General features: G+C 57.1%; 17 protein-coding genes and 1 pseudogene. 11 read left to right on the top strand and 7 right to left on the bottom strand.

Features of this window, described 5'->3' with window-relative positions; all coding sequences use genetic code 11:
* Positions 1 to 124 precede the first annotated feature (124 nt).
* The 3 genes from cdd to M8013_RS16040 all read right to left on the bottom strand — a co-directional run bounded on the left by cdd (position 125) and on the right by M8013_RS16040 (position 2,228).
* The gene (gene cdd, locus M8013_RS16050; protein ID WP_271268791.1) at positions 125 to 1,009 is read right to left on the bottom strand and encodes a cytidine deaminase; all 885 of its coding nucleotides are present in this window, start codon (positions 1,007 to 1,009) and stop codon (positions 125 to 127) included.
* A gap of 128 nt (positions 1,010 to 1,137) precedes the next feature.
* Positions 1,138 to 1,833 (bottom strand): CidB/LrgB family autolysis modulator, encoded by a 696-nt coding sequence (locus M8013_RS16045; protein WP_271268790.1) that lies wholly within the window; start codon positions 1,831 to 1,833, stop codon positions 1,138 to 1,140.
* Positions 1,830 to 2,228, bottom strand: coding sequence for a CidA/LrgA family protein (locus M8013_RS16040; protein ID WP_271268789.1), 399 nt, complete (start codon positions 2,226 to 2,228; stop codon positions 1,830 to 1,832). Before M8013_RS16040 ends, M8013_RS16045 begins: the two co-directional genes overlap by 4 nt.
* Before the next feature lie 187 nt (positions 2,229 to 2,415).
* Here M8013_RS16040 and M8013_RS16035 point away from each other — a divergent pair, with 187 nt between their 5' ends.
* The 7 genes and pseudogenes from M8013_RS16035 to M8013_RS16005 all read left to right on the top strand — a co-directional run bounded on the left by M8013_RS16035 (position 2,416) and on the right by M8013_RS16005 (position 10,535).
* Complete coding sequence (locus M8013_RS16035) at positions 2,416 to 2,634, top strand: ParD-like family protein (protein ID WP_032612583.1); 219 nt, start codon at positions 2,416 to 2,418, stop codon at positions 2,632 to 2,634.
* Positions 2,615 to 3,394, top strand: a complete 780-nt coding sequence (gene map, locus M8013_RS16030) for a type I methionyl aminopeptidase (RefSeq protein WP_271268788.1) — start codon at positions 2,615 to 2,617, stop codon at positions 3,392 to 3,394. The genes M8013_RS16035 and map overlap by 20 nt, the downstream gene beginning before the upstream one ends.
* An 87-nt stretch (positions 3,395 to 3,481) precedes the next feature.
* The gene (dusC, locus tag M8013_RS16025) at positions 3,482 to 4,414 is read left to right on the top strand and encodes a tRNA dihydrouridine(16) synthase DusC (RefSeq protein ID WP_271268787.1); all 933 of its coding nucleotides are present in this window, start codon (positions 3,482 to 3,484) and stop codon (positions 4,412 to 4,414) included.
* Between the two features lie 434 nt (positions 4,415 to 4,848).
* A complete protein-coding gene (locus tag M8013_RS16020) occupies positions 4,849 to 6,138 on the top strand; it encodes a carbohydrate porin (protein ID WP_271269102.1) in 1,290 nt (429 codons plus the stop codon).
* A gap of 159 nt (positions 6,139 to 6,297) precedes the next feature.
* Positions 6,298 to 7,131: a BglG family transcription antiterminator LicT gene (licT, locus tag M8013_RS16015; RefSeq protein WP_271268786.1), complete on the top strand. Its 834-nt coding sequence runs from the start codon at positions 6,298 to 6,300 to the stop codon at positions 7,129 to 7,131.
* 26 nt (positions 7,132 to 7,157) lie between these two features.
* Positions 7,158 to 9,128: pseudogene (bglF, locus tag M8013_RS16010) on the top strand (PTS beta-glucoside transporter subunit IIABC).
* A 12-nt stretch (positions 9,129 to 9,140) separates the two neighbouring features.
* The gene (locus M8013_RS16005) at positions 9,141 to 10,535 is read left to right on the top strand and encodes a glycoside hydrolase family 1 protein (RefSeq protein ID WP_271268784.1); all 1,395 of its coding nucleotides are present in this window, start codon (positions 9,141 to 9,143) and stop codon (positions 10,533 to 10,535) included.
* Between the two features lie 39 nt (positions 10,536 to 10,574).
* Here M8013_RS16005 and M8013_RS23700 read toward each other — a convergent pair whose 3' ends face one another.
* Entirely contained in the window at positions 10,575 to 10,658 is an 84-nt protein-coding gene (locus M8013_RS23700; protein WP_472924513.1) for a small membrane protein YohP, read from the bottom strand.
* 189 nt (positions 10,659 to 10,847) lie between these two features.
* Here M8013_RS23700 and mdtQ point away from each other — a divergent pair, with 189 nt between their 5' ends.
* Together mdtQ and M8013_RS15995 are read left to right on the top strand one after the other, a co-directional pair.
* A complete protein-coding gene (gene mdtQ, locus M8013_RS16000) occupies positions 10,848 to 12,266 on the top strand; it encodes a multidrug resistance outer membrane protein MdtQ (protein WP_271268783.1) in 1,419 nt (472 codons plus the stop codon).
* Positions 12,267 to 12,316: 50 nt separating this feature from the next.
* On the top strand, positions 12,317 to 13,090 hold the full coding sequence (locus tag M8013_RS15995) for an SDR family oxidoreductase (RefSeq protein ID WP_271268782.1): 774 nt from the start codon (positions 12,317 to 12,319) through the stop codon (positions 13,088 to 13,090).
* A gap of 4 nt (positions 13,091 to 13,094) precedes the next feature.
* Here the strand turns inward: M8013_RS15995 and M8013_RS15990 are convergent, their stop codons facing one another.
* Positions 13,095 to 13,655: a DedA family protein gene (locus M8013_RS15990; protein WP_271268781.1), complete on the bottom strand. Its 561-nt coding sequence runs from the start codon at positions 13,653 to 13,655 to the stop codon at positions 13,095 to 13,097.
* A gap of 118 nt (positions 13,656 to 13,773) precedes the next feature.
* Between M8013_RS15990 and M8013_RS15985 the strand changes: the two genes are divergently transcribed.
* Positions 13,774 to 14,361, top strand: coding sequence for a Yip1 family protein (locus M8013_RS15985; RefSeq protein ID WP_271268780.1), 588 nt, complete (start codon positions 13,774 to 13,776; stop codon positions 14,359 to 14,361).
* Positions 14,362 to 14,527: 166 nt separating this feature from the next.
* Complete coding sequence (gene pbpG / locus M8013_RS15980) at positions 14,528 to 15,448, top strand: D-alanyl-D-alanine endopeptidase (protein ID WP_271268779.1); 921 nt, start codon at positions 14,528 to 14,530, stop codon at positions 15,446 to 15,448.
* 48 nt (positions 15,449 to 15,496) lie between these two features.
* On the opposite strand, the gene M8013_RS15975 is transcribed toward pbpG, so the two are convergent.
* Positions 15,497 to 16,051, bottom strand: coding sequence for a GNAT family N-acetyltransferase (locus M8013_RS15975; protein WP_271268778.1), 555 nt, complete (start codon positions 16,049 to 16,051; stop codon positions 15,497 to 15,499).
* Between the two features lie 102 nt (positions 16,052 to 16,153).
* The gene (gene dld / locus M8013_RS15970) at positions 16,154 to 17,911 is read right to left on the bottom strand and encodes a D-lactate dehydrogenase (RefSeq protein ID WP_271268777.1); all 1,758 of its coding nucleotides are present in this window, start codon (positions 17,909 to 17,911) and stop codon (positions 16,154 to 16,156) included.
* Positions 17,912 to 18,088 lie beyond the last annotated feature (177 nt).

Here is an 18,088-nt window from a genome sequence, read left to right as displayed (position 1 = left end):
GATGACTCGTACCAAAGATGAAATTTCAATCAGGCTACTTTACCCGCCTGGTAAGCGCAAGAAACGGCGGTTCAACTGGAGGGATTTTCATCAGATCTGCGGGCATTTCTGCCCGCGGCAAATATTACGCCAATAAAACGCGGTCAACGCTGGTGCAACCCAGCGCACGCAGCGTGGCGGCGGTGGCATCCCACTGGATCAGCGGCGCATCGGCTTTTTCTGCCAGAATGGCGCGCTGGATGTCCGGATAGTCGTAGCCGTTGAGGCTGAGCAGGTTCAGTGCCCCCTGCAATGGCGGCAGGGTCGGGTTAAAGGCGGCATTCTCGGCATAGCTGCCGGTAAAGATGCGGCCATCGCGGCACTCCAGTGCCACACCGCTTGGCGAGTTGCTGTACGGCGCATGACACATGTTGGCGGCCTGGATTGCTGCCTGCGCCAGCTCATCGCCGGTCAGTGCATAGCCATGATCCTGCTCGTCCATCAGCAGGGTTTTAATCTCCAGATCTTTGGGACCGAATGCGTCCGGCAGATAATCGGCCAGTGTGTGCGGGTCGCGACCGGGCAGGTTGATACGCAACTGCAAACCACTGTTCAGCTCGTTCATAAACTGACGGCAGTGGCCGCAAGGGGTGTAATTGACGGTCACGGCCTGCAGGGCTTTTTCGCCGCGCAGCCAGGCATGACTGATCGCGCTTTGCTCGGCGTGCACGGTCTGCTGCATGGTCGCCCCGAGGAACTCCATATTACCGCCGAAGTACCAGGTGCCACTGACGCCGCGCGCAATTGCGCCAACGTTAAAATGGGACAGATCGGCGCGGGCGCAGGCAGCCGCCAGCGGCAGCAGCGCGAAGGACAGCGCGTCATCATCCAGATCCGTGGCTTGTTTCAGTCCGGCAACCTGAACAGCGGTGAGCAGGGCAGGAAAGTGTGCATCCGCCAGAACCGGGGCCAGGGCTGATTGCAAATTCTCTGCAAGCTGAGCGAAAGCTGATTGAAAACGGGGATGCATGGCGTTGCCTCATAAGGGTTAATGGATCAGTAGTGTACGGAGCCGTTAAGGCTTTATATGTGATCCTGATCTCATTATGTGTGCAACTTATGAAACTCAAATGAAAATTGCGCGACACGTCGCAAATTTTAGCCCACGACCGCCAGAATAATCGGGAACAGGAACGGGGCAATCAGTGAGGTCATGATCCCGCAGATCACCAGCGCCAGCGAGCTAAAAGCACCTTCCTGATAATCCAGCTCTGCGCAGCGAGCGGTGCCGAGGGCGTGCGAGGCGGTCCCCATCGCCAGACCACGGGCCGATTTGGTGCGGATGCGCATCGCATTCAGCAATGTGTGGCCCAGCACTGCGCCAAGAATACCGACGTAAATCACGCACACGGCGCTGATTGCCGGGATGCCGCCGAGACTGCCGCCCACCGCCATGGCGATAGGCGTGGTGACCGATTTAGGTAAAATAGAGGCCGCGATTTCTGGCGTTGCACCCATCAGCAGCGCTACCGAGGTGCCGGTGATCATCGCCACCACGCTGCCGACCAGGCAGATGGTAATGATCGATTTCCAGCGGGCGCGAATCTGATGCAGTTGCTCATACAGCGGAAATGCCAGCGCCACGACCGCAGGCTGCAGCAGATCGTTAAGCACCTTGCTGCCCTGGAAGTATTTCGCGTAAGAAATGCCGGTCAGCAGCAGGAACGGGATAATCACCACCATCGCCACCAGCAGCGGGTTAAGCAGCGGGAACTTCAGGCGCACCGCCAGTTTGCGGGCGGCAAAGAACACTGCCAGGGTGAGGGGCAGCGACCACCAGATATTGGCCATCATTTTTTCTGTCCTTTCTGACCCACCACGTTACGCTCCCCGTGCGCCAGATGCGTGCTCCAGCTCACCACTAAAAACACCACCAGCGTACTGATAGTGCAGGAAACAAAGATCGGGCCAAACTGTGCGCTCAGCAGATCGTAATACTGCATCACGCCCACGCCGATGGGCACGAACAGCAGCGCCATATAGCGGATAAGCACAGAGCAGCCGGGCTTAACCCAGTTTGCCGGCAGGATTTGCAGCGCCAGCAGCACAAACAGGATCAGCATCCCGATAATGCTGCCGGGAATAGTAATGGGCAGCAGCGAGGCGAGAAAAATACCTGCATACAGGCAGGCATAAATAAGGACGAACGCGCGCAAATATTGCCAGACGACCATCAGTGATTTTTTCATTGTGAAAGCCCTTGATGAAACGCATTCATCATACAATTAAAATTGAAACCGTGCTACGGATCACATCATGACTTTTGAGCATACCAGACATTACTTTCTGGAACGTCGGGCATTTCCCCAAACAGGGGGGTGACAATGCTGCACTATCATTATACGATTCATATATGAATCGTAATGGAACATATATATGGGCATCGTAAAAATCTCCGATCTGCTGCACGACGACATTCGTGATGCCAGCAAAGCCATGTCGCGTTCGGTCAACGCGCAGGCGGAATACTGGATCCGTCTTGGCATGATGAGCGAACTCTACCCGGACCTTAACCATCAACAAATAAAGATGATGATGCTGAAATCCGGTTCCGACCGTTTACTGGAGGTGATCAATGCCATCAATTCTCATTAAAACGGCGGATGAACTGGCGCGTCAGCGCCATGCTGGCGAACTGCTGGCGTCGGTGTTCACTATGCTGGACGACGTGATTAAACCTGGCGTAACTACCATGGAGATCAACGATCGCGCAGAGGCATTCATCGTTGATCAACTTCAGTCTCGCCCCGCCAGCAAAGGGCAGTATGACTTTCCGTATGTGCTGAACACCTCGGTGAATGAGGTGGTGTGCCACGGGATCCCGAAGGCCTCTGAACACCTTAAATCGGGTGCCATCGTTAACGTCGACATTACCCTCGAGAATGCGGGCATGATTGCTGACTCCAGTAAAATGTACCTTATTGGCGACGTTTCGCCGCTGGCCCGCAGGCTGGTGAAGACAACCTATGAAGGGATGTGGAGAGGGATCAAGGTCGTTAAACCGGGCGCGACGCTTGGCGACATCGGCCACGCCATCCAGTCGTTCGTTGAAAGCCAGGGCTACAGCGTGGTGAGGGAATATTGCGGGCACGGTATTGGCAAAGAGATGCACGAAGAGCCACCGGTGATGCACTACGGGAAAGCAGGCGAGGGCACGGTGCTGCAGGCGGGAATGGTGTTCACCATCGAACCGATGATCAACCAGGGCGACAGCCGCATCAAAACCAAAAAAGACGGCTGGACGGTCGTCACCCGTGACAAAAAGCTCTCTGCGCAATGGGAACACACCATCGCCGTCACTGAGGAAGGATTTGAAGTGCTGACGCTGCGCCCCGAAGAGACGATCCCCGACTAAGCTGTCGCGCATTTTCCTCTGATCCTGAGGCTTTCCACCTTTCGCGGTTGCGGCTACTATAGCGCGTCTTTTTTTACGGGTACTGATATGCGTGTATTACTGGCACCGATGGAAGGCGTGCTCGATTCGCTGGTGCGTGAGCTGCTAACCGACGTTAACGATTATGACCACTGCATCACCGAGTTCTTACGGGTGGTGGATATGTTGTTGCCGGTAAAATCGTTTTACAGGCTCTGCCCGGAGCTGCATCGCCAGAGCCGGACCTCCTCCGGCACGCTGGTGCGCATTCAACTGCTGGGGCAATATCCCGAGTGGCTGGCGGAAAACGCCGCCCGTGCGGTTGAACTCGGCTCCTGGGGGGTGGATCTCAACTGCGGCTGCCCGTCGAAAATGGTTAACGGCAGCGGCGGCGGGGCCACGCTGTTAAAAGATCCGGAGCTTATCTATCGCGGTGCCAAAGCGATGCGCGAGGCGGTGCCTGGCCATCTGCCGGTGACGGTTAAAATTCGTCTGGGCTGGGACAGCGGCGACCGGCAGTTTGAAATTGCCGACGCGGTGCAGCAGGCGGGGGCCAGCGAGCTGGTGGTCCACGGGCGCACCAAAGAAGATGGCTATAAAGCTGAGCGCATTAACTGGCAGGCCATTGCCCAAATCCGCCAGCGGCTGACCATTCCGGTGGTGGCGAACGGCGAAATCTGGGATCGCGAGAGCGCGCTAGCCTGTATGCAACAAACCGGCTGCGATGCGGTGATGATTGGTCGCGGGGCGCTGAATGTGCCCAACCTCAGTCGGGTGATTAAATACAACGAACCGCGCATGCCCTGGCCAGAAGTGGTGACCCTGCTGAAGAAGTATTCCCGCCTCGAAAAACAGGGCGATACCGGGTTATATCACGTTGCCCGCATTAAGCAGTGGCTCAGTTATTTGCGTAAAGAGTACGACGAGGCGTTGGGGTTATTCCAGGAGATCCGCACCCTGCAGACCTCGGCAGATATTGCGCGGGTGATCCAGTCAAAATAATAAGCGTTAAACCGCTCACACTTTTTTAGATAATAAAGCATTCACGGTTTGCAACCGGGCGCGATGGTGTTAAGGTGCCCGGGTTTTATTACGCAGGGTTGTTACTGGTTACCAGGCAAAACCTAAGCGTTCCACGGCCTCATCCGCTGTGGAGCGCTTAGGTTTTTTTTTGCCTGTTATTTACTCAACAGAATACGCAGGATAAAAAATTGCCGTAACGCTAAATACAGACTGACATTTCGATCCCTTTTTGTGGTTATTCAATGCCGCAGGGATAGCTATTACCTGAAATAAAGAAAATCCGACGGGCAATATATAAATTGCCTGCGACCGATTACGCCCTAAATACTCAATCACAGGTTTAAATGATGGCACAAAAATACACCCGCTTAACAGCCTGCGCGCTGGCTTTCCTCGTCTCATCACCGCTGGCAATGGCGCAGGAGTGGAATGGCACGGTGCTCGGCTTCGAAGCGCCGCCGGACCCAATTCTGGGCGAGATGCTCGGCATCCGCAACATCCTCAGTGACAACGGTTTTACCTATAACCTCGGCTATCTGAACGAAATCGCATGGAATGGCGGCGGAGGCTATAACCACGATCCGCGCGTCGCCTACATCGACCAGTTCGCGTTGACCTTCAACCAGGATCTGGAGCGCTGGACCGGCATTGCGGATGCGCGTATCGAAGGCAACATCGTCAACCGAAACCACAACGACGATCTCACCACTCGGCGGGTGCAGGATCCGCGGGTCAACTTCAACGATCTGACCCAGGAGAGTTGGGGTGGCCAGTCCATCACCCGGCTGGGCTGGTTGACCTTTGCGCGCAGCTTTGACGATCGCCGTCTGACCTGGCGTATCGGGATGATGAACAAGGTGCAAACCTTCGATCAGATTATCCCCTGCGATTTCCAGATGCTGTCCCAGTGTGGCGGTAAATCGGCGAACTCGCTGACCTGGAACAACTGGAATGTCCACACCTGGGGCACCACCCTGGCATACAAAATCACGCCGACCGTCACCCTGAAGGGCGGGGTGATGGAGCAGAATCCGGATGCCTCCAGCCGTAATCACGCATGGAGCTGGTCGACGAAGGGCAGCAAAGGGGTGCTGCTGCCGCTGGAAATTGAAGCGCGTCCGCAGATTTTCGGTCTGCCGGGAGCGTACAACCTTGGCGTGCTGTACACCAACGCCCCGCAGCGCGATCTGTACACAGGCAAATCCGGTGGGGCAGGGGCCAGCGATCCGAACGGCTATGCCGAACACGATGACACCTGGTTTATGTACGCCGGGTTTAACCAGCAGCTGACCCGCCATCAGGACGATCCGAACCGTGGCCTGAGCAGCTCCTTCAGCATGAGCCTCTCGGATCAGCGCAGCAACTACATGCACTCCGTGTACGCGGGCTCGCTGCGCTATCGCGGCCTGTTCGACGCCCGCCCGGAAGACTGGATTGGCTTTGGTCTGACGTGGATTGACATGAGCAACCAGTACGCCCGCAACCAGCGCGAAATGAACACCCTGAGCGGCGTCACTGACTACAACAATCCGGCGTACCATCCGGTGCCGGGCCACTCGCTGAACGGCGAATTCTATTACCGCTTCCGCCCGGTGAAGTGGCTTGAGCTGCAGCCTGGCATCCAGTACTGGCACCATCCAGGCGGGGTGGCAAAAACGCAGGATGCGTGGGTGACCGAACTGAAGACCGTTGTGACCTTTTGACCGGCTGAACAGCGATCTGTATCACGTTTTTATCGGTGATACGTTGAGGCTGCGAATGAAAGTGATAGAGTGCCAGAACTGGATTGTTACTGCTGCGGCAGGCAAAACCTGATTTCTGGCTAACACCGGGGGTCAGGTTTTTTTGTTTCTGGGGTTCCGATGATAATCGCCAAAATTCTTAATAATAACGTGGTGGTTGTTCAGGATGAGCACGGGTGCGAGCAGGTAGTGATGGGCCGTGGGCTGGCCTTTCAGAAGCGCGTCGGTGAGCGTCTGGATAAAGAGAAAGTAGAAAAAGTGTTCGCGCTGAAAAGCAACGAACTGGTACATCGCCTGGGGGAGTTACTCAGTCAAATTCCCCTTGAAGTGATGACCACCTGCGACCGCATTATCGGGCTGGCGGCGCAGCGACTGGGGAAATTGCAGGAGAGTCTGTACATCACCTTAACCGACCACTGCTACTTTGCGATTGAGCGGCAGAAAAAGGGGCTGGCGATCAAGAACGTACTGCTGTGGGATATCAAACGCCTGTACCCGAAAGAGTTTGAGCTGGGCCAGGAAGCGCGGGCCATTATCGCCAAACGGCTGGAGGTGGAGTTAGCCGAAGATGAAGCCGGGTTTATCGCGCTGCATCTGGTCACCGCCCAGTTAAACAGCGAAATGCCGGAAGTGATGCACGTCACCCGCGTGATGCAGGAGATCCTGCAGCTGGTGAAGTATCAGCTCCAGCTGGAGTATGACGAAGAGTCCCTGAGCTATCAGCGCTTTGTCACCCATTTGAAGTTCTTTGCCCAGCGGATGCTGACCCGCACGGTGGTGCAAGACGACGACGTCTCGCTGCACACGGCGGTAAAAGACAACTACGCGAAAGCGTGGAAATGCGCAGAGAAAATCGCGCAGCATCTGCAAAAAAGTTATCAGCGTGAGCTGACAACCGAAGAAATTATGTTCCTCGCCATTCATATCGAACGGGTGAGAAAAGAGGGGCGTTAAGCTCCAATAATCTGGATTGTTACTGCATAACGCAGGCAAAACCTGAGCGCGGCACCCGAAAGGGCGCTGTTCTCGGGTTTTTTTATTTTTACGACTCAGTCAAACCCTGCCTGCGGGCAGTGAAGAAGGAAATCGAGATGGAATATCAAGCATTGGCGAAAGATATTCTCGGCCATGTGGGCGGCAAAGAGAACATCGTCAGTCTGGTTCATTGCGCCACCCGGCTGCGCTTTAAATTGAAAGAGAACCAAAAAGCGGACGCCGAAGGGCTAAAGAAAAATCCTGGCGTGATCATGGTGGTCGAAAGCGGTGGCCAGTTCCAGGTGGTCATTGGTAACCACGTGCACGACGTCTGGCAGGCGGTGCGCGGTGAAGCGGGTCTCAGCGATGACACCCCCGTTGCCGATGACAGCGGCGATAAAGGCAGCCTCTTCGGGCGCTTAATCGACATTGTTTCCGGCATTTTTACGCCGTTTATCGGTATCCTGGCCGCCTCGGGGATCCTGAAAGGGCTGCTGGCACTGGCGGTGGTCTGCGGCTGGTTAAGCACCGACAGCGGCACCTACAAAATCTGGTTTGCCGCCAGCGATGCACTGTTCTTCTTCTTCCCGATGGTGCTGGGCTACACCGCCGGTAAGAAGTTTGGCGGCAATCCGTTTATCACCATGATGATTGGTGGGGCGCTGATCCATCCGGTGATGATTAAGGCCTTCGAGGCCAGCCAGCAGGCGGGCGCGGTGGGGGAAGCCTTCCTCGGCATACCGGTGACCTGGTTTAACTACAGCTCATCGGTGATCCCGATAATCCTTGCCGCATGGGTCAGCTGCTGGCTTGAAAAGCAGAGCGCGAAGCGCCTGCCGTCGTCGATGAAAAACTTCTTTACCCCGCTAATCTGCTTAGCCGTCACCGTGCCGCTCACCTTCCTGGTGATTGGCCCGATCGCCACCTGGCTGAGCCAGCTGCTGGCCAACGGCTACCAGTGGATTTACGTGCTGGCCCCGTGGCTGGCGGGTGCGGCGATGGGTGCGCTGTGGCAGGTGTGCGTGATCTTCGGCCTGCACTGGGGGCTGGTGCCGCTAATGATCAACAACCTTGCGGTACTGGGTCATGACTCCATGCTGCCGATGCTGTTACCGGCGGTGTTTGGCCAGGTGGGGGCCGCACTGGGCGTGTTCCTGCGCAGCCGCGATGCGCGGCAGAAGATGCTGGCGGGCTCCTCGGTGACGGCGGGGATCTTCGGCATCACCGAACCGGCAGTGTATGGCGTAAACCTGCCGCTGCGTCGTCCGTTTATCTTTGGCTGCGTGGCGGGTGCCATTGGCGGCGCGATTGTCGGCTTTAGCGATACCCACGTTTACTCGTTCGGTTTTGCCAATATCTTTACCGTGGCGCAGATGATCCCGCCGGGCGGGGTGGACGCCACCCTGTGGGGCGGCATTATCGGCACCCTGGTGGCGCTGGTACTGAGCTGCGTAATGACGCTGGTGGCCGGGATGCCGGGCCGCGCGGCAGAGGCCACGCCGGTCGCCGTCACCGCGGGTGAAAACGATGTTCTGTCACCGATGACCGGTACCGTACTGGCACTGGATCAGGTCCCGGATGCCACTTTTGCCAGCGGCCTGCTCGGCAGCGGCGCGGCGATTATTCCCTCGGACAACAAGGTGATTGCGCCCTTTGCCGGAGAAGTGGCCTCGCTGTTCGCCACTAAACATGCCATCGGCCTGCTGAGCGACAGCGGTATCGAAGTGCTGATCCACGTCGGGATCGACACCGTCAAGCTCGAGGGCAAACCGTTTACCGCCCACGTGAAGGTGGGTGACAAAGTTCAGCCAGGAGATCTGCTGCTGGAGTTCGATCGCCAGGCCATTATCGATGCCGGATACTCCCTGGCGACCCCGATTATTATCAGTAACAGCGACGAGTATCGCGATGTGGTGACCGTGGCGGCAACGGCCGTCCAGGCCGGTACGCCGTTACTCTGCGTCAGCCATCAATAACAGGAGAACGTAATGAAAACTTTCCCAAATGATTTCTTGTGGGGCGGGGCAGTTGCCGCGAATCAGGTAGAAGGCGCGTATCTGGAAGATGGCAAAGGCCTGTCCACCTCGGACGTCCAGCCGCAGGGCGTGTTTGGTCAGGTGGTTGAGCGCGTCGCGGGCGACAGCGGCATCAAAGACGTGGCGATCGATTTCTACCATCGCTACCCGGAGGACATCAAACTGTTCGCCGAAATGGGCTTTAGCTGCCTGCGCGTGTCCATTGCCTGGACGCGTATCTTCCCTAACGGCGACGAGCAGCAGCCGAACGAAGCCGGACTGGCATTCTACGACACGCTGTTTGACGAGCTGGCGGCGCACAACATCACCCCGCTGGTGACGCTGTCGCACTACGAAATGCCGTGGGGCCTTGTCCAGCAGTACGGCGGCTGGGGCAGCCGTCAGGTGATTGGCTTCTTCGAGCGCTATGCCCGCACCGTTTTTACCCGCTATCAGCACAAAGTGAAGCTGTGGCTGACCTTTAACGAGATCAACATGTCCCTGCACGCGCCGATGACCGGCGTCGGCCTGCCGGAAACCAGCAGCAAGGCCCAAGTGTATCAGGCTATCCACCATCAGCTGGTGGCCAGTGCGCTGGCGGTAAAAGCCTGCCACGAGATCGTCGCCGACGGCAAAATCGGCAACATGCTGCTGGGCGGGCTGGTCTATCCGCTGACCTGCAAGCCGGACGATGTGCTGGAAGCCCTGCAGGAAAACCGTGCCTGGCAATTCTTTGGCGACGTGCAGTGCCGCGGGGCCTATCCGGGCTACATGCTGCGCTTCTTCCGTGATAACGGCATTCAACTGGAGGTCACCGACGCAGATCGCGAGGCGCTGAAATCGACCATCGACTTTATCTCTTTCAGCTACTACATGACCGGCTGCGTCACCACTGACGAAGCTCTGAACCAGCAGGCCCGCGCCAATATCCTGAACATGGTGCCGAACCCGCATCTGGCGAGCTCCGAGTGGGGCTGGCAGATTGACCCGGTTGGCCTGCGTAACCTGCTCAACGTGCTCTGGGATCGCTATCAGAAGCCGCTGTTTATTGTCGAAAACGGTCTGGGCGCGAAAGACAAGCCGGACACCGAGGGCGTGGTGCAGGATGATTATCGTATTAGCTACCTTAATGACCATCTGGTGCAGGTGCGCGAGGCGATTGACGACGGTGTTGAGGTGATGGGATACACCAGCTGGGGGCCGATCGACCTGGTCAGCGCATCCAAAGCAGAGCTGTCTAAACGCTACGGTTTTATCTATGTCGATCGTGACGACAGCGGCGCAGGTACCCTGGCGCGCAGTCGTAAGAAAAGCTTTTACTGGTATCAGGAAGTGATTGCGACAAACGGTGCATCGCTGAAAGCATAATCGCCGGAGAGGGCCCGGCAGCATACCGGGCCCCTTATATTAAAAGATCGCCTTAAATACGCCCGTCACTACCAGTAACCCAATCAGAAATATAATCAGAATCACCCACAGTAATATTTTCATTCGTTTCTCCTGCGCATTTGTGTCGCTATTAAGTGTAGCAGCCGCCGGTCAGTTGCTTGATCAATCGCCCCGGCCCCGCCCTTTGCTGGATATGTAAAGGTATGACAAAGTGTGGATTGCCACCGATACCTAAAAAAACACAACGCAGCAGGCGTAATTTGCATCTTTCTTTTTTGTGTGAATAACGTGATGAACCGTTCAAGTCTTTATTCTCTTTGCTTGCCTCTCTCTCTTTTGCTGGCTGCCTGTGCGCCCCGCCACGATACAACCGCATCCCTTAATCCACAGATCCCTGCCGCCAAAATAGAGACCGGGCTGGCCGCTGGGCAATGGCCAAAAAATGAATGGTGGAAGGATTTCCACGATCCACAGCTGAATGCGCTGGTTGCCAACGCACAGGCCGATGCCCCGGATATGCAAATCGCCCGTCAGCGTATCGCCCTTGCCGAAGCGCAGGCAAAAATGGCGATGGCTGCAGATGGCCCGGAAGTGGATTTTTCTGCTGATGCAGAACGGCAAAAAATGTCCGCAGAAGGGCTGATGGGGCCGTTCGCGCTGACCGATCCGGCGGCAGGCACCACCGGACCGTGGTACACCAACGGGACCTTTGGCTTAACCGCCGGCTGGGATCTGGATTTATGGGGTAAAAACCGTGCGCAGGTCGAGGCGCGCATTGGAAAGGTCAATGCGCAAAATGCCGAGATGCAGCAAACCCGGCAGCTGCTCGCCAGCAGCGTAGCGCGTCTGTACTGGGAGTGGCAGACCGAGGATGCCGTCGGGCAGGTGTTAACCACCATCAAACAGCAGCAGAGGGCGATTATTGGCAGCGACCAGGAGCTGTATCAGCACGGGATCACCTCTTCCGTTGAAGGCGCTGAAACCGATATTGACGCCAGCAAAACCGATGAACGGCTGGCCGAAGTCAACGGCAAAAAGAAAGCCATTGAGGCCCGTCTTGAAGCCCTCACTCACCGCTCGTCGATGAGGCTGACCCCGCACGCGTTGCCCGCCGTAGAGACCAAATTACCCGCCTCGCTGGGGTACGAACTGCTGGCCCGTCGCCCGGATTTGCAGGAAGCGCACTGGTTTATCGATGCCTCCCTGAATGAGGTGGAAGCAGCAAAAGCGGCGTTTTATCCGGACGTGAACCTGATGGCGTTTATTCAGCAGGATGCGCTGCACTTAAGCGATCTGTTCCGCTCCTCGGCGCAGCAGATGGGCGTAACGGCTGGGCTGACCCTGCCGATTTTTGACAGCGGACGGTTAAACGCCAATCTCGATATTGCCGAGGCGCAAAGTAATCTGTCGGTGGCAAATTACAACAAAGCGGTGGTGGAGGCGGTCAATCAGGTGGCGCGCAGCGCCAGCGAAGTGGAAACGCTGATGGCGAAAAACCAGCACCAGCAGCGGGTCGAAGCCGATGCCGCACGCGTCGTGGCGCTGGCCCAGGCGCGCTTTAACGCCGGGATCATTGCCGGGTCGCGCGTCAGCGAGGCCAAAATCCCCGCCCTGCAGGAACAACTCGCCGGACTGATGCTGCAGGGGCAGTATGTCGATGCCACCCTCCAGCTCACCTCCGCACTGGGCGGCGGCTATCACCACGGGTAAAACAGGAGGATTATCTATACTTACCTCTTTGCAGTTTTCTGGAGGTGAGTATGGCGTCAACCCATCGTGTCGCAATTGTTACCGCATCCGATTCCGGGATCGGCAAAACCACCGCGCTGATGCTGGCGGAGCGCGGGTTTGATATTGGTATCACCTGGCATTCTGACGAAGAGGGGGCGATGAAAACCTGTCGCGAGGTCGAGGCCCGGGGGCAGCGGGCAGAGGCCATCCATCTGGATCTCAGTCATCTGCCGGACGGTGCCGAGGCCATCAACACCCTGATCGCCCGATTTGGCCGCATAGACGTGCTGGTCAACAACGCCGGGGCGATGACCAAAGCGCCGTTTCTGGAGATGGCCTACGACGAGTGGCGAACGATTTTTACCGTCGACGTGGACGGGGCGTTTCTCTGTTCGCAGATTGCCGCCCGGCAAATGGTGAAGCAGGGGAAGGGCGGGCGGATCGTGAATATTACCTCGGTGCATGAACACACCCCGTTGCCTGAAGCCAGCGCCTACACCGCCGCCAAACATGCGCTCGGCGGTCTGACCAAATCGATGGCGATTGAGCTGGTGCAGCACAACATACTGGTTAATGCCGTCGCACCGGGGGCCATCGCCACGCCGATGAATGGCATGGACGACAGTGAAATCGAGCCCGGCTCGATGCCCAATATTCCGCTGGCCCGGCCGGGATATACCAAGGAGATAGCCAGCCTGGTGGCCTGGCTGTGCGACAGCGACGCCAGCTATACCACCGGACAGTCGTTTATCGTCGACGGTGGGTTTATGCAGGCCAACCCGCAGTTTAAGCCTGCCGAGTAGGCGGCTAGCGGGAACTCCGGCGCTTGAACCACAGGCGGACTGCGATAACCAGCACCAGCACCACAGCCAGCCAGATCCAGTGGCGCAGGTGCTGGTTAAGCGAGTGCAGCCACGGCTCCAGCACCTCGCCGCCCACGTAGCCTAAGGTGGTGAAGATCAGCGCCCAGGCAATGGCACCGGCAATGTTCAGCGGCAGGAAGATTTTCGGCGGCAGGCGGCTGGCACCGATCAACAGCGGGCCGATAATGCGAAAGCCGTACATAAAGCGGGTGCCAATAACAAACAGATAAGGGTGGCGCTGGATCAGCTGCTGGGCGCGGTCGATTTTCTTCTGATGACGGGAAAAACGGCGCAGGATCGTCGGGCCAAAGCGCATGCCAATTAAGTAGAGCAGTTGATCGCCGATCATGCCCCCCAGCGCTACTGCCGCCACTACCAGCGGAAAACGCAGCAGCCCCTGATGCGCCGCCACGCCCCCTAACAGGGTGATGGTTTCGCCTTCTGCCAGACTGCCGACCACTAACGCGGCATAGCCATATTGTGTAATCAGTGCATTGATATCCATCGAATAAGCGTAGCGCAGTAACCCCCCAGGATCAGCTATTTTCTGCCTGTACAGAAAATAATCGCAGGCCTGCATTATACTTGAGATATCGCTGGCGGGCCGACAACAAGGGGGCGTTATGAACCATGTCTGGGGACTCTTTTCCCATCCCGATCGTGAAATGCAGGTTATCAGAAGCGAGAACGAAACGGTCAGTCATCATTATACCCACCACGTATTGATGATGGCCGCGGTGCCGGTGATCTGCGCCTTTATCGGTACGACGCAAATTGGCTGGGACTTTGACGACGGTACCATTGTCAAACTCTCATGGATGACCGGACTGGCGCTGGCCGTGGTGTTCTACGGTTTGATGCTGGCGGGCGTGGCGGTGATGGGACGCGTGATTTACTGGATGGCGCGCAAATATCCGCAGCGGCCGTCGCTGGCCCACTGCATGGTGTTCGCCGGTTACGTGGCGACGCCGCTGTTTTTGAGCGGCATCGTGGCGCTGTATCCCATCGTCTGGCTGTGTGCGCTGGTAGGAACCCTGGCGCTGTTTTATACCGGCTATCTGCTGTATGTCGGCATTCCGACCTTCCTGAATATTAACAAAGAAGAGGGCCTGAGCTTCTCGGGTTCGACCCTGGCCATTGGCGTGCTGGTACTCGAAGCCCTGCTGGCGCTGACGGTTATTCTCTGGGGTTATGGATACCGTCTCTTCTGACCTCTCTGCATTGCTGGTGTAATAGCCAGCAATGCAGCATCTGTTCACGATTAACTACTGGCAGCAAGGCATTCGGGCGGCTATTATGCCTGTGCCAGCCCCTGCGCACGGCTTTGCACGGGCGGTGCACGTATTACGTGCATGAATAATTAGCAGAAATCTCACCATGCTCAAATTCCGCATTTCTATACTGAGTCTTGCACTGTTGCTGGCTGTGCCAGTGGCGACCCCCGCGCTCGCCAAAACCGCCGCCGTAACTGCTGCGGCGCAACCGGAAATTGCCTCCGGTAGCGCAATGATTGTCGATCTGGAAACCAACAAAGTGATCTACGCCAGCCACCCGAATCTGGTGCGCCCGATTGCGTCTATCACCAAATTAATGACTGCGATGGTGGTGCTGGATGCACGGCTGCCGCTGGATGAAAAGCTGCGCGTCGACATTAGCCAGACGCCTGAAATGAAAGGGATCTACTCCCGCGTGCGCCTGAACAGCGAAATCAGCCGCAAAAACATGCTGCTGCTGGCGCTGATGTCCTCGGAAAACCGCGCGGCAGCTAGCCTGGCGCACCACTATCCGGGCGGCTATAACGCCTTTATCCAGGCGATGAATGCGAAAGCCAAATCGCTGGGGATGACCCATACACGCTTTGTCGAGCCTACCGGCCTGTCGATTCAAAACGTCTCGACCGCCCAGGATCTGACTAAGATGCTGATCGCCAGCAAGCAGTATCCGCTGATCGGCCAGCTCAGTACCACCCGTGAAGAGATGGCGACCTTCTCGAACCCGGCCTATACGCTGCCGTTCCGCAACACTAACCATCTGGTTTACCGGGATAACTGGAATATCCAGCTGACCAAAACCGGCTTTACTAATGCCGCGGGCCACTGTCTGGTGATGCGCACGGTCATTAACGGTAAACCGGTGGCGCTGGTGGTGATGGATGCGTTTGGCAAATATACCCACTTTGCCGATGCCAGCCGCCTGCGGACCTGGATTGAAACCGGAAAAGCCCAGCCGGTTCCGGCGGCGGCCCTGAGCTATAAAAAGCAGAAAGCCGCGCAGATGGCGACCGCGCAAAACGATTAAGTTGTCTTTTATTGCCGGGTGGCGCTGCGCTTACCCGGCAAAACCGCATTATTCAGGCGGGGTCCAGTCACCGTCGTTGAGCGGGCGCTGCATAATCAGCGTATCGCGCCAGTCACCTTTCTTGAATCCCACACTTCTGAGCTGTCCCGCCACTTCAAATCCGTGTTTCTTGTGCAGGCGTAGCGAGCCGGTGTTATTCGGGCCGTCGCCAACGATGGCGATCATCTGCCGCCAAGGGCCTTGTTCGCTGCGGGCAATTAACGCGCTGAGCAGGGCGCTGCCAAAGCCGCGCCCGGGGGTGCTGGCTTCAACGTAAATGGATTCTTCGATGGTGTAACGGTAGGCCGGGCGAGGGCGGTAGGGGGTGGCGTAGCAGTAACCCACTACGATGCCCTGATAAATGGCCACCAGCCAGGGTAAGCCTGTGCTCACCACCGTACTCATGCGCTGGCGCATCTCTTCGACGGTAGGGGGAACATCTTCAAACGATGCACGTCCGTTGAGGACGTGCCAGGCATAGATGGCGGTAATCGCCGGCGCGTCTTCTGCCTGGGCATCGCGTATTTTAAGGTCAGTCCCGATTGAAATTTCAATAGCCGACATGGTATGCCCGCTCCTCAGCGAAAAAAGCCAGAGAAACGTATCTCTGGCGACCTGTCGCTACTCTAGACCTATTTTTCAGGGCTTAACAGTGGTTAACGGTGGCTAACTGGTTTGATCAGTGGCTTGCATATTGATAGTCGCTGTTGGCGGCGTTTCCTGCCAGTTTTTATGCTTGGTTGTTTTGCCGATGCCGGGATTCATGCTGTTGGTTGGATCATTCTCGCGATAAAACTGCTTTAATGCCTCCGGTGCTTCATAGACATGACCGACATTATGTTCTGCAGGATATTGCGCGCCGCGCGCCTGCAGCAGGGTCAGCATTTGCGCCTTCAGCGCATGGGCATCGACCCCTTTTTTGACGATGTAATCCTGATGGAAGACATAGCACATAAAGTGGCCGTAATAGAGCTTATGCACCAGTTGGCTGTCGATCTCCGGCGGCAGGGTTTCAAACCAGTCGGTATCGTTGCGACGCAGGGCGATGTCGAGCGCCAGAATGTCTTCCACGTCGTCGGCATGTACAGCCTGATAGCGGATCGCCGCACCCGCCGCGGCAAAGCGGTGTAAGAACGCCTTGCTGCCCTCTTCCGGGGTACAGGCAAAGAAGTCGCCCTCGGCCGTTTTAAAGAACTCAGCCAACCACGCCTGCGCTTCTGCAATCCCGTCGCCTGACATTTTCAGAAGCAGGTGATGTTCATACTTATCGCGCCAGCTTTTCATGCGCGGCGGCAGATGGGCGGGGAAGGCGCTGCCCAGCTTTTGCATAAAGCGGTCGCTGAAGTGCGGCTTAAACAGCGACACTTTTTCCAGCATCGCATCGGTGCGCCCCTTCATGGTGAAGAAGAGCGGCATCTTGTCGGTGCCGAGCTTGTCGATCATCAGGAAGGTATCTTTGCCGTAGCGTTCGGCGATGTCGTAGATGTCCCGGTGCATATACTCACCCGCCACCGGCAGATGGGTGAACTCACCAAGAATATGGCGACGAATGGTGGTCAGCACCTCGGGCTGGTTGGTGCCGATGTAAAACACCTGCTGCTGCTTTTGGGCCGGGAAGGTATCCAGACGTACGGCAAACACCGCCAGCTTGCCCGCGCAGCCGGAGGATTCAAACAGCCGATCCGGGTCAGCGTTATAGCGCGCCGGGGTGTCGGCGTCGATTTCGCGCACCCGGGTAATATAGTCATGATCGTGGGCGTGGCGGCCGTCGTGCAGCACATCGCCGTCTTTGACCCGCTCATCGTCAAGCTTGCTGAGAATCTGTTCCGGGGTGACGCCAAGGTCAATGCCCAGATGGTTCACCAGCTGCAGCTTGCCGCGCTCATCAATGCGGGCGAACAGGGACATTTCGGTATAGGCCGGGCCGCGCTGCACCAGCGAACCGCCGGAGTTATTGCAGATCCCGCCAATCACCGAGGCACCGATGCACGAGGAACCAATCACCGAATGCGGTTCCCGACCCAGCGGCTTCAGCGCTTTTTCCAGCGCGTACAGGGTGGTGCCGGGGAAGGCCAGCACCTGCTCGCCTTTATCCAGCAGGTGCAGCTTGTCGAGGCGCAGGGTGCTGATGATCACAATGTCGCGGTCATAATCGTTGCCGTTAGGCGTGGAGCCCTCGGTCAGACCGGTATTCGCTGCCTGCATCAGAATGATTTTATCGGCCGCGACGCAGGCGCTGAGTACGCGCCACAGCTCCAGCAAGGTTCCCGGGAAGACCACGGCGAGCGCATTGCCCTGGCCTGAGCGAAAGCCCTTGCGGTAGCGGGCGGTCTTCGCCGCATCGGTCAGCAGATGCGCGTGGCCCACCAGGCGCGCCAGGTCGTTAATAAAAGTCTCGTTATCGTGATTTCGAACAGAGGACATCTTCCACCCCTTGTGGTAAGTCAAAATGATCGCCATAAAGCATAGCGCGATTAATGTTTAAGCGAACACCTATTCACCTGCAAAATCAGATAATAAACCCTGCACCCGGCTCAGGGTTTATGGCACACTGCGCTCTTCGCACGGTCTGGCCGCGACTATCCGGCGGTTTTTGATGAG

Source organism: Silvania confinis (assembly GCF_025564085.1).
Taxonomy (GTDB): domain Bacteria; phylum Pseudomonadota; class Gammaproteobacteria; order Enterobacterales; family Enterobacteriaceae; genus Enterobacter; species Enterobacter confinis.
This window is presented reverse-complemented; position numbering and strand designations above follow the sequence as displayed.

What these genes read in the sequence shown, in the direction of transcription:
- M8013_RS16035 (WP_032612583.1), top strand. Translation starts at nt 2,416, where the DNA reads ATGGGCATCGTAAAAATCTCCGATCTGCTGCACGACGACATTCGTGAT.
- M8013_RS15975 (WP_271268778.1), bottom strand. Translation starts at nt 16,051, where the DNA reads ATGTCGGCTATTGAAATTTCAATCGGGACTGACCTTAAAATACGCGAT.
- M8013_RS16045 (WP_271268790.1), bottom strand. Translation starts at nt 1,833, where the DNA reads ATGATGGCCAATATCTGGTGGTCGCTGCCCCTCACCCTGGCAGTGTTC.
- M8013_RS16005 (WP_271268784.1), top strand. Translation starts at nt 9,141, where the DNA reads ATGAAAACTTTCCCAAATGATTTCTTGTGGGGCGGGGCAGTTGCCGCG.
- M8013_RS15990 (WP_271268781.1), bottom strand. Translation starts at nt 13,655, where the DNA reads ATGGATATCAATGCACTGATTACACAATATGGCTATGCCGCGTTAGTG.
- M8013_RS15985 (WP_271268780.1), top strand. Translation starts at nt 13,774, where the DNA reads ATGAACCATGTCTGGGGACTCTTTTCCCATCCCGATCGTGAAATGCAG.
- licT (WP_271268786.1), top strand. Translation starts at nt 6,298, where the DNA reads ATGATAATCGCCAAAATTCTTAATAATAACGTGGTGGTTGTTCAGGAT.
- M8013_RS16020 (WP_271269102.1), top strand. Translation starts at nt 4,849, where the DNA reads ATGGCGCAGGAGTGGAATGGCACGGTGCTCGGCTTCGAAGCGCCGCCG.
- M8013_RS16040 (WP_271268789.1), bottom strand. Translation starts at nt 2,228, where the DNA reads ATGAAAAAATCACTGATGGTCGTCTGGCAATATTTGCGCGCGTTCGTC.
- M8013_RS15995 (WP_271268782.1), top strand. Translation starts at nt 12,317, where the DNA reads ATGGCGTCAACCCATCGTGTCGCAATTGTTACCGCATCCGATTCCGGG.
- dusC (WP_271268787.1), top strand. Translation starts at nt 3,482, where the DNA reads ATGCGTGTATTACTGGCACCGATGGAAGGCGTGCTCGATTCGCTGGTG.
- M8013_RS23700 (WP_472924513.1), bottom strand. Translation starts at nt 10,658, where the DNA reads ATGAAAATATTACTGTGGGTGATTCTGATTATATTTCTGATTGGGTTA.
- map (WP_271268788.1), top strand. Translation starts at nt 2,615, where the DNA reads ATGCCATCAATTCTCATTAAAACGGCGGATGAACTGGCGCGTCAGCGC.
- cdd (WP_271268791.1), bottom strand. Translation starts at nt 1,009, where the DNA reads ATGCATCCCCGTTTTCAATCAGCTTTCGCTCAGCTTGCAGAGAATTTG.
- dld (WP_271268777.1), bottom strand. Translation starts at nt 17,911, where the DNA reads ATGTCCTCTGTTCGAAATCACGATAACGAGACTTTTATTAACGACCTG.
- pbpG (WP_271268779.1), top strand. Translation starts at nt 14,528, where the DNA reads ATGCTCAAATTCCGCATTTCTATACTGAGTCTTGCACTGTTGCTGGCT.
- mdtQ (WP_271268783.1), top strand. Translation starts at nt 10,848, where the DNA reads ATGAACCGTTCAAGTCTTTATTCTCTTTGCTTGCCTCTCTCTCTTTTG.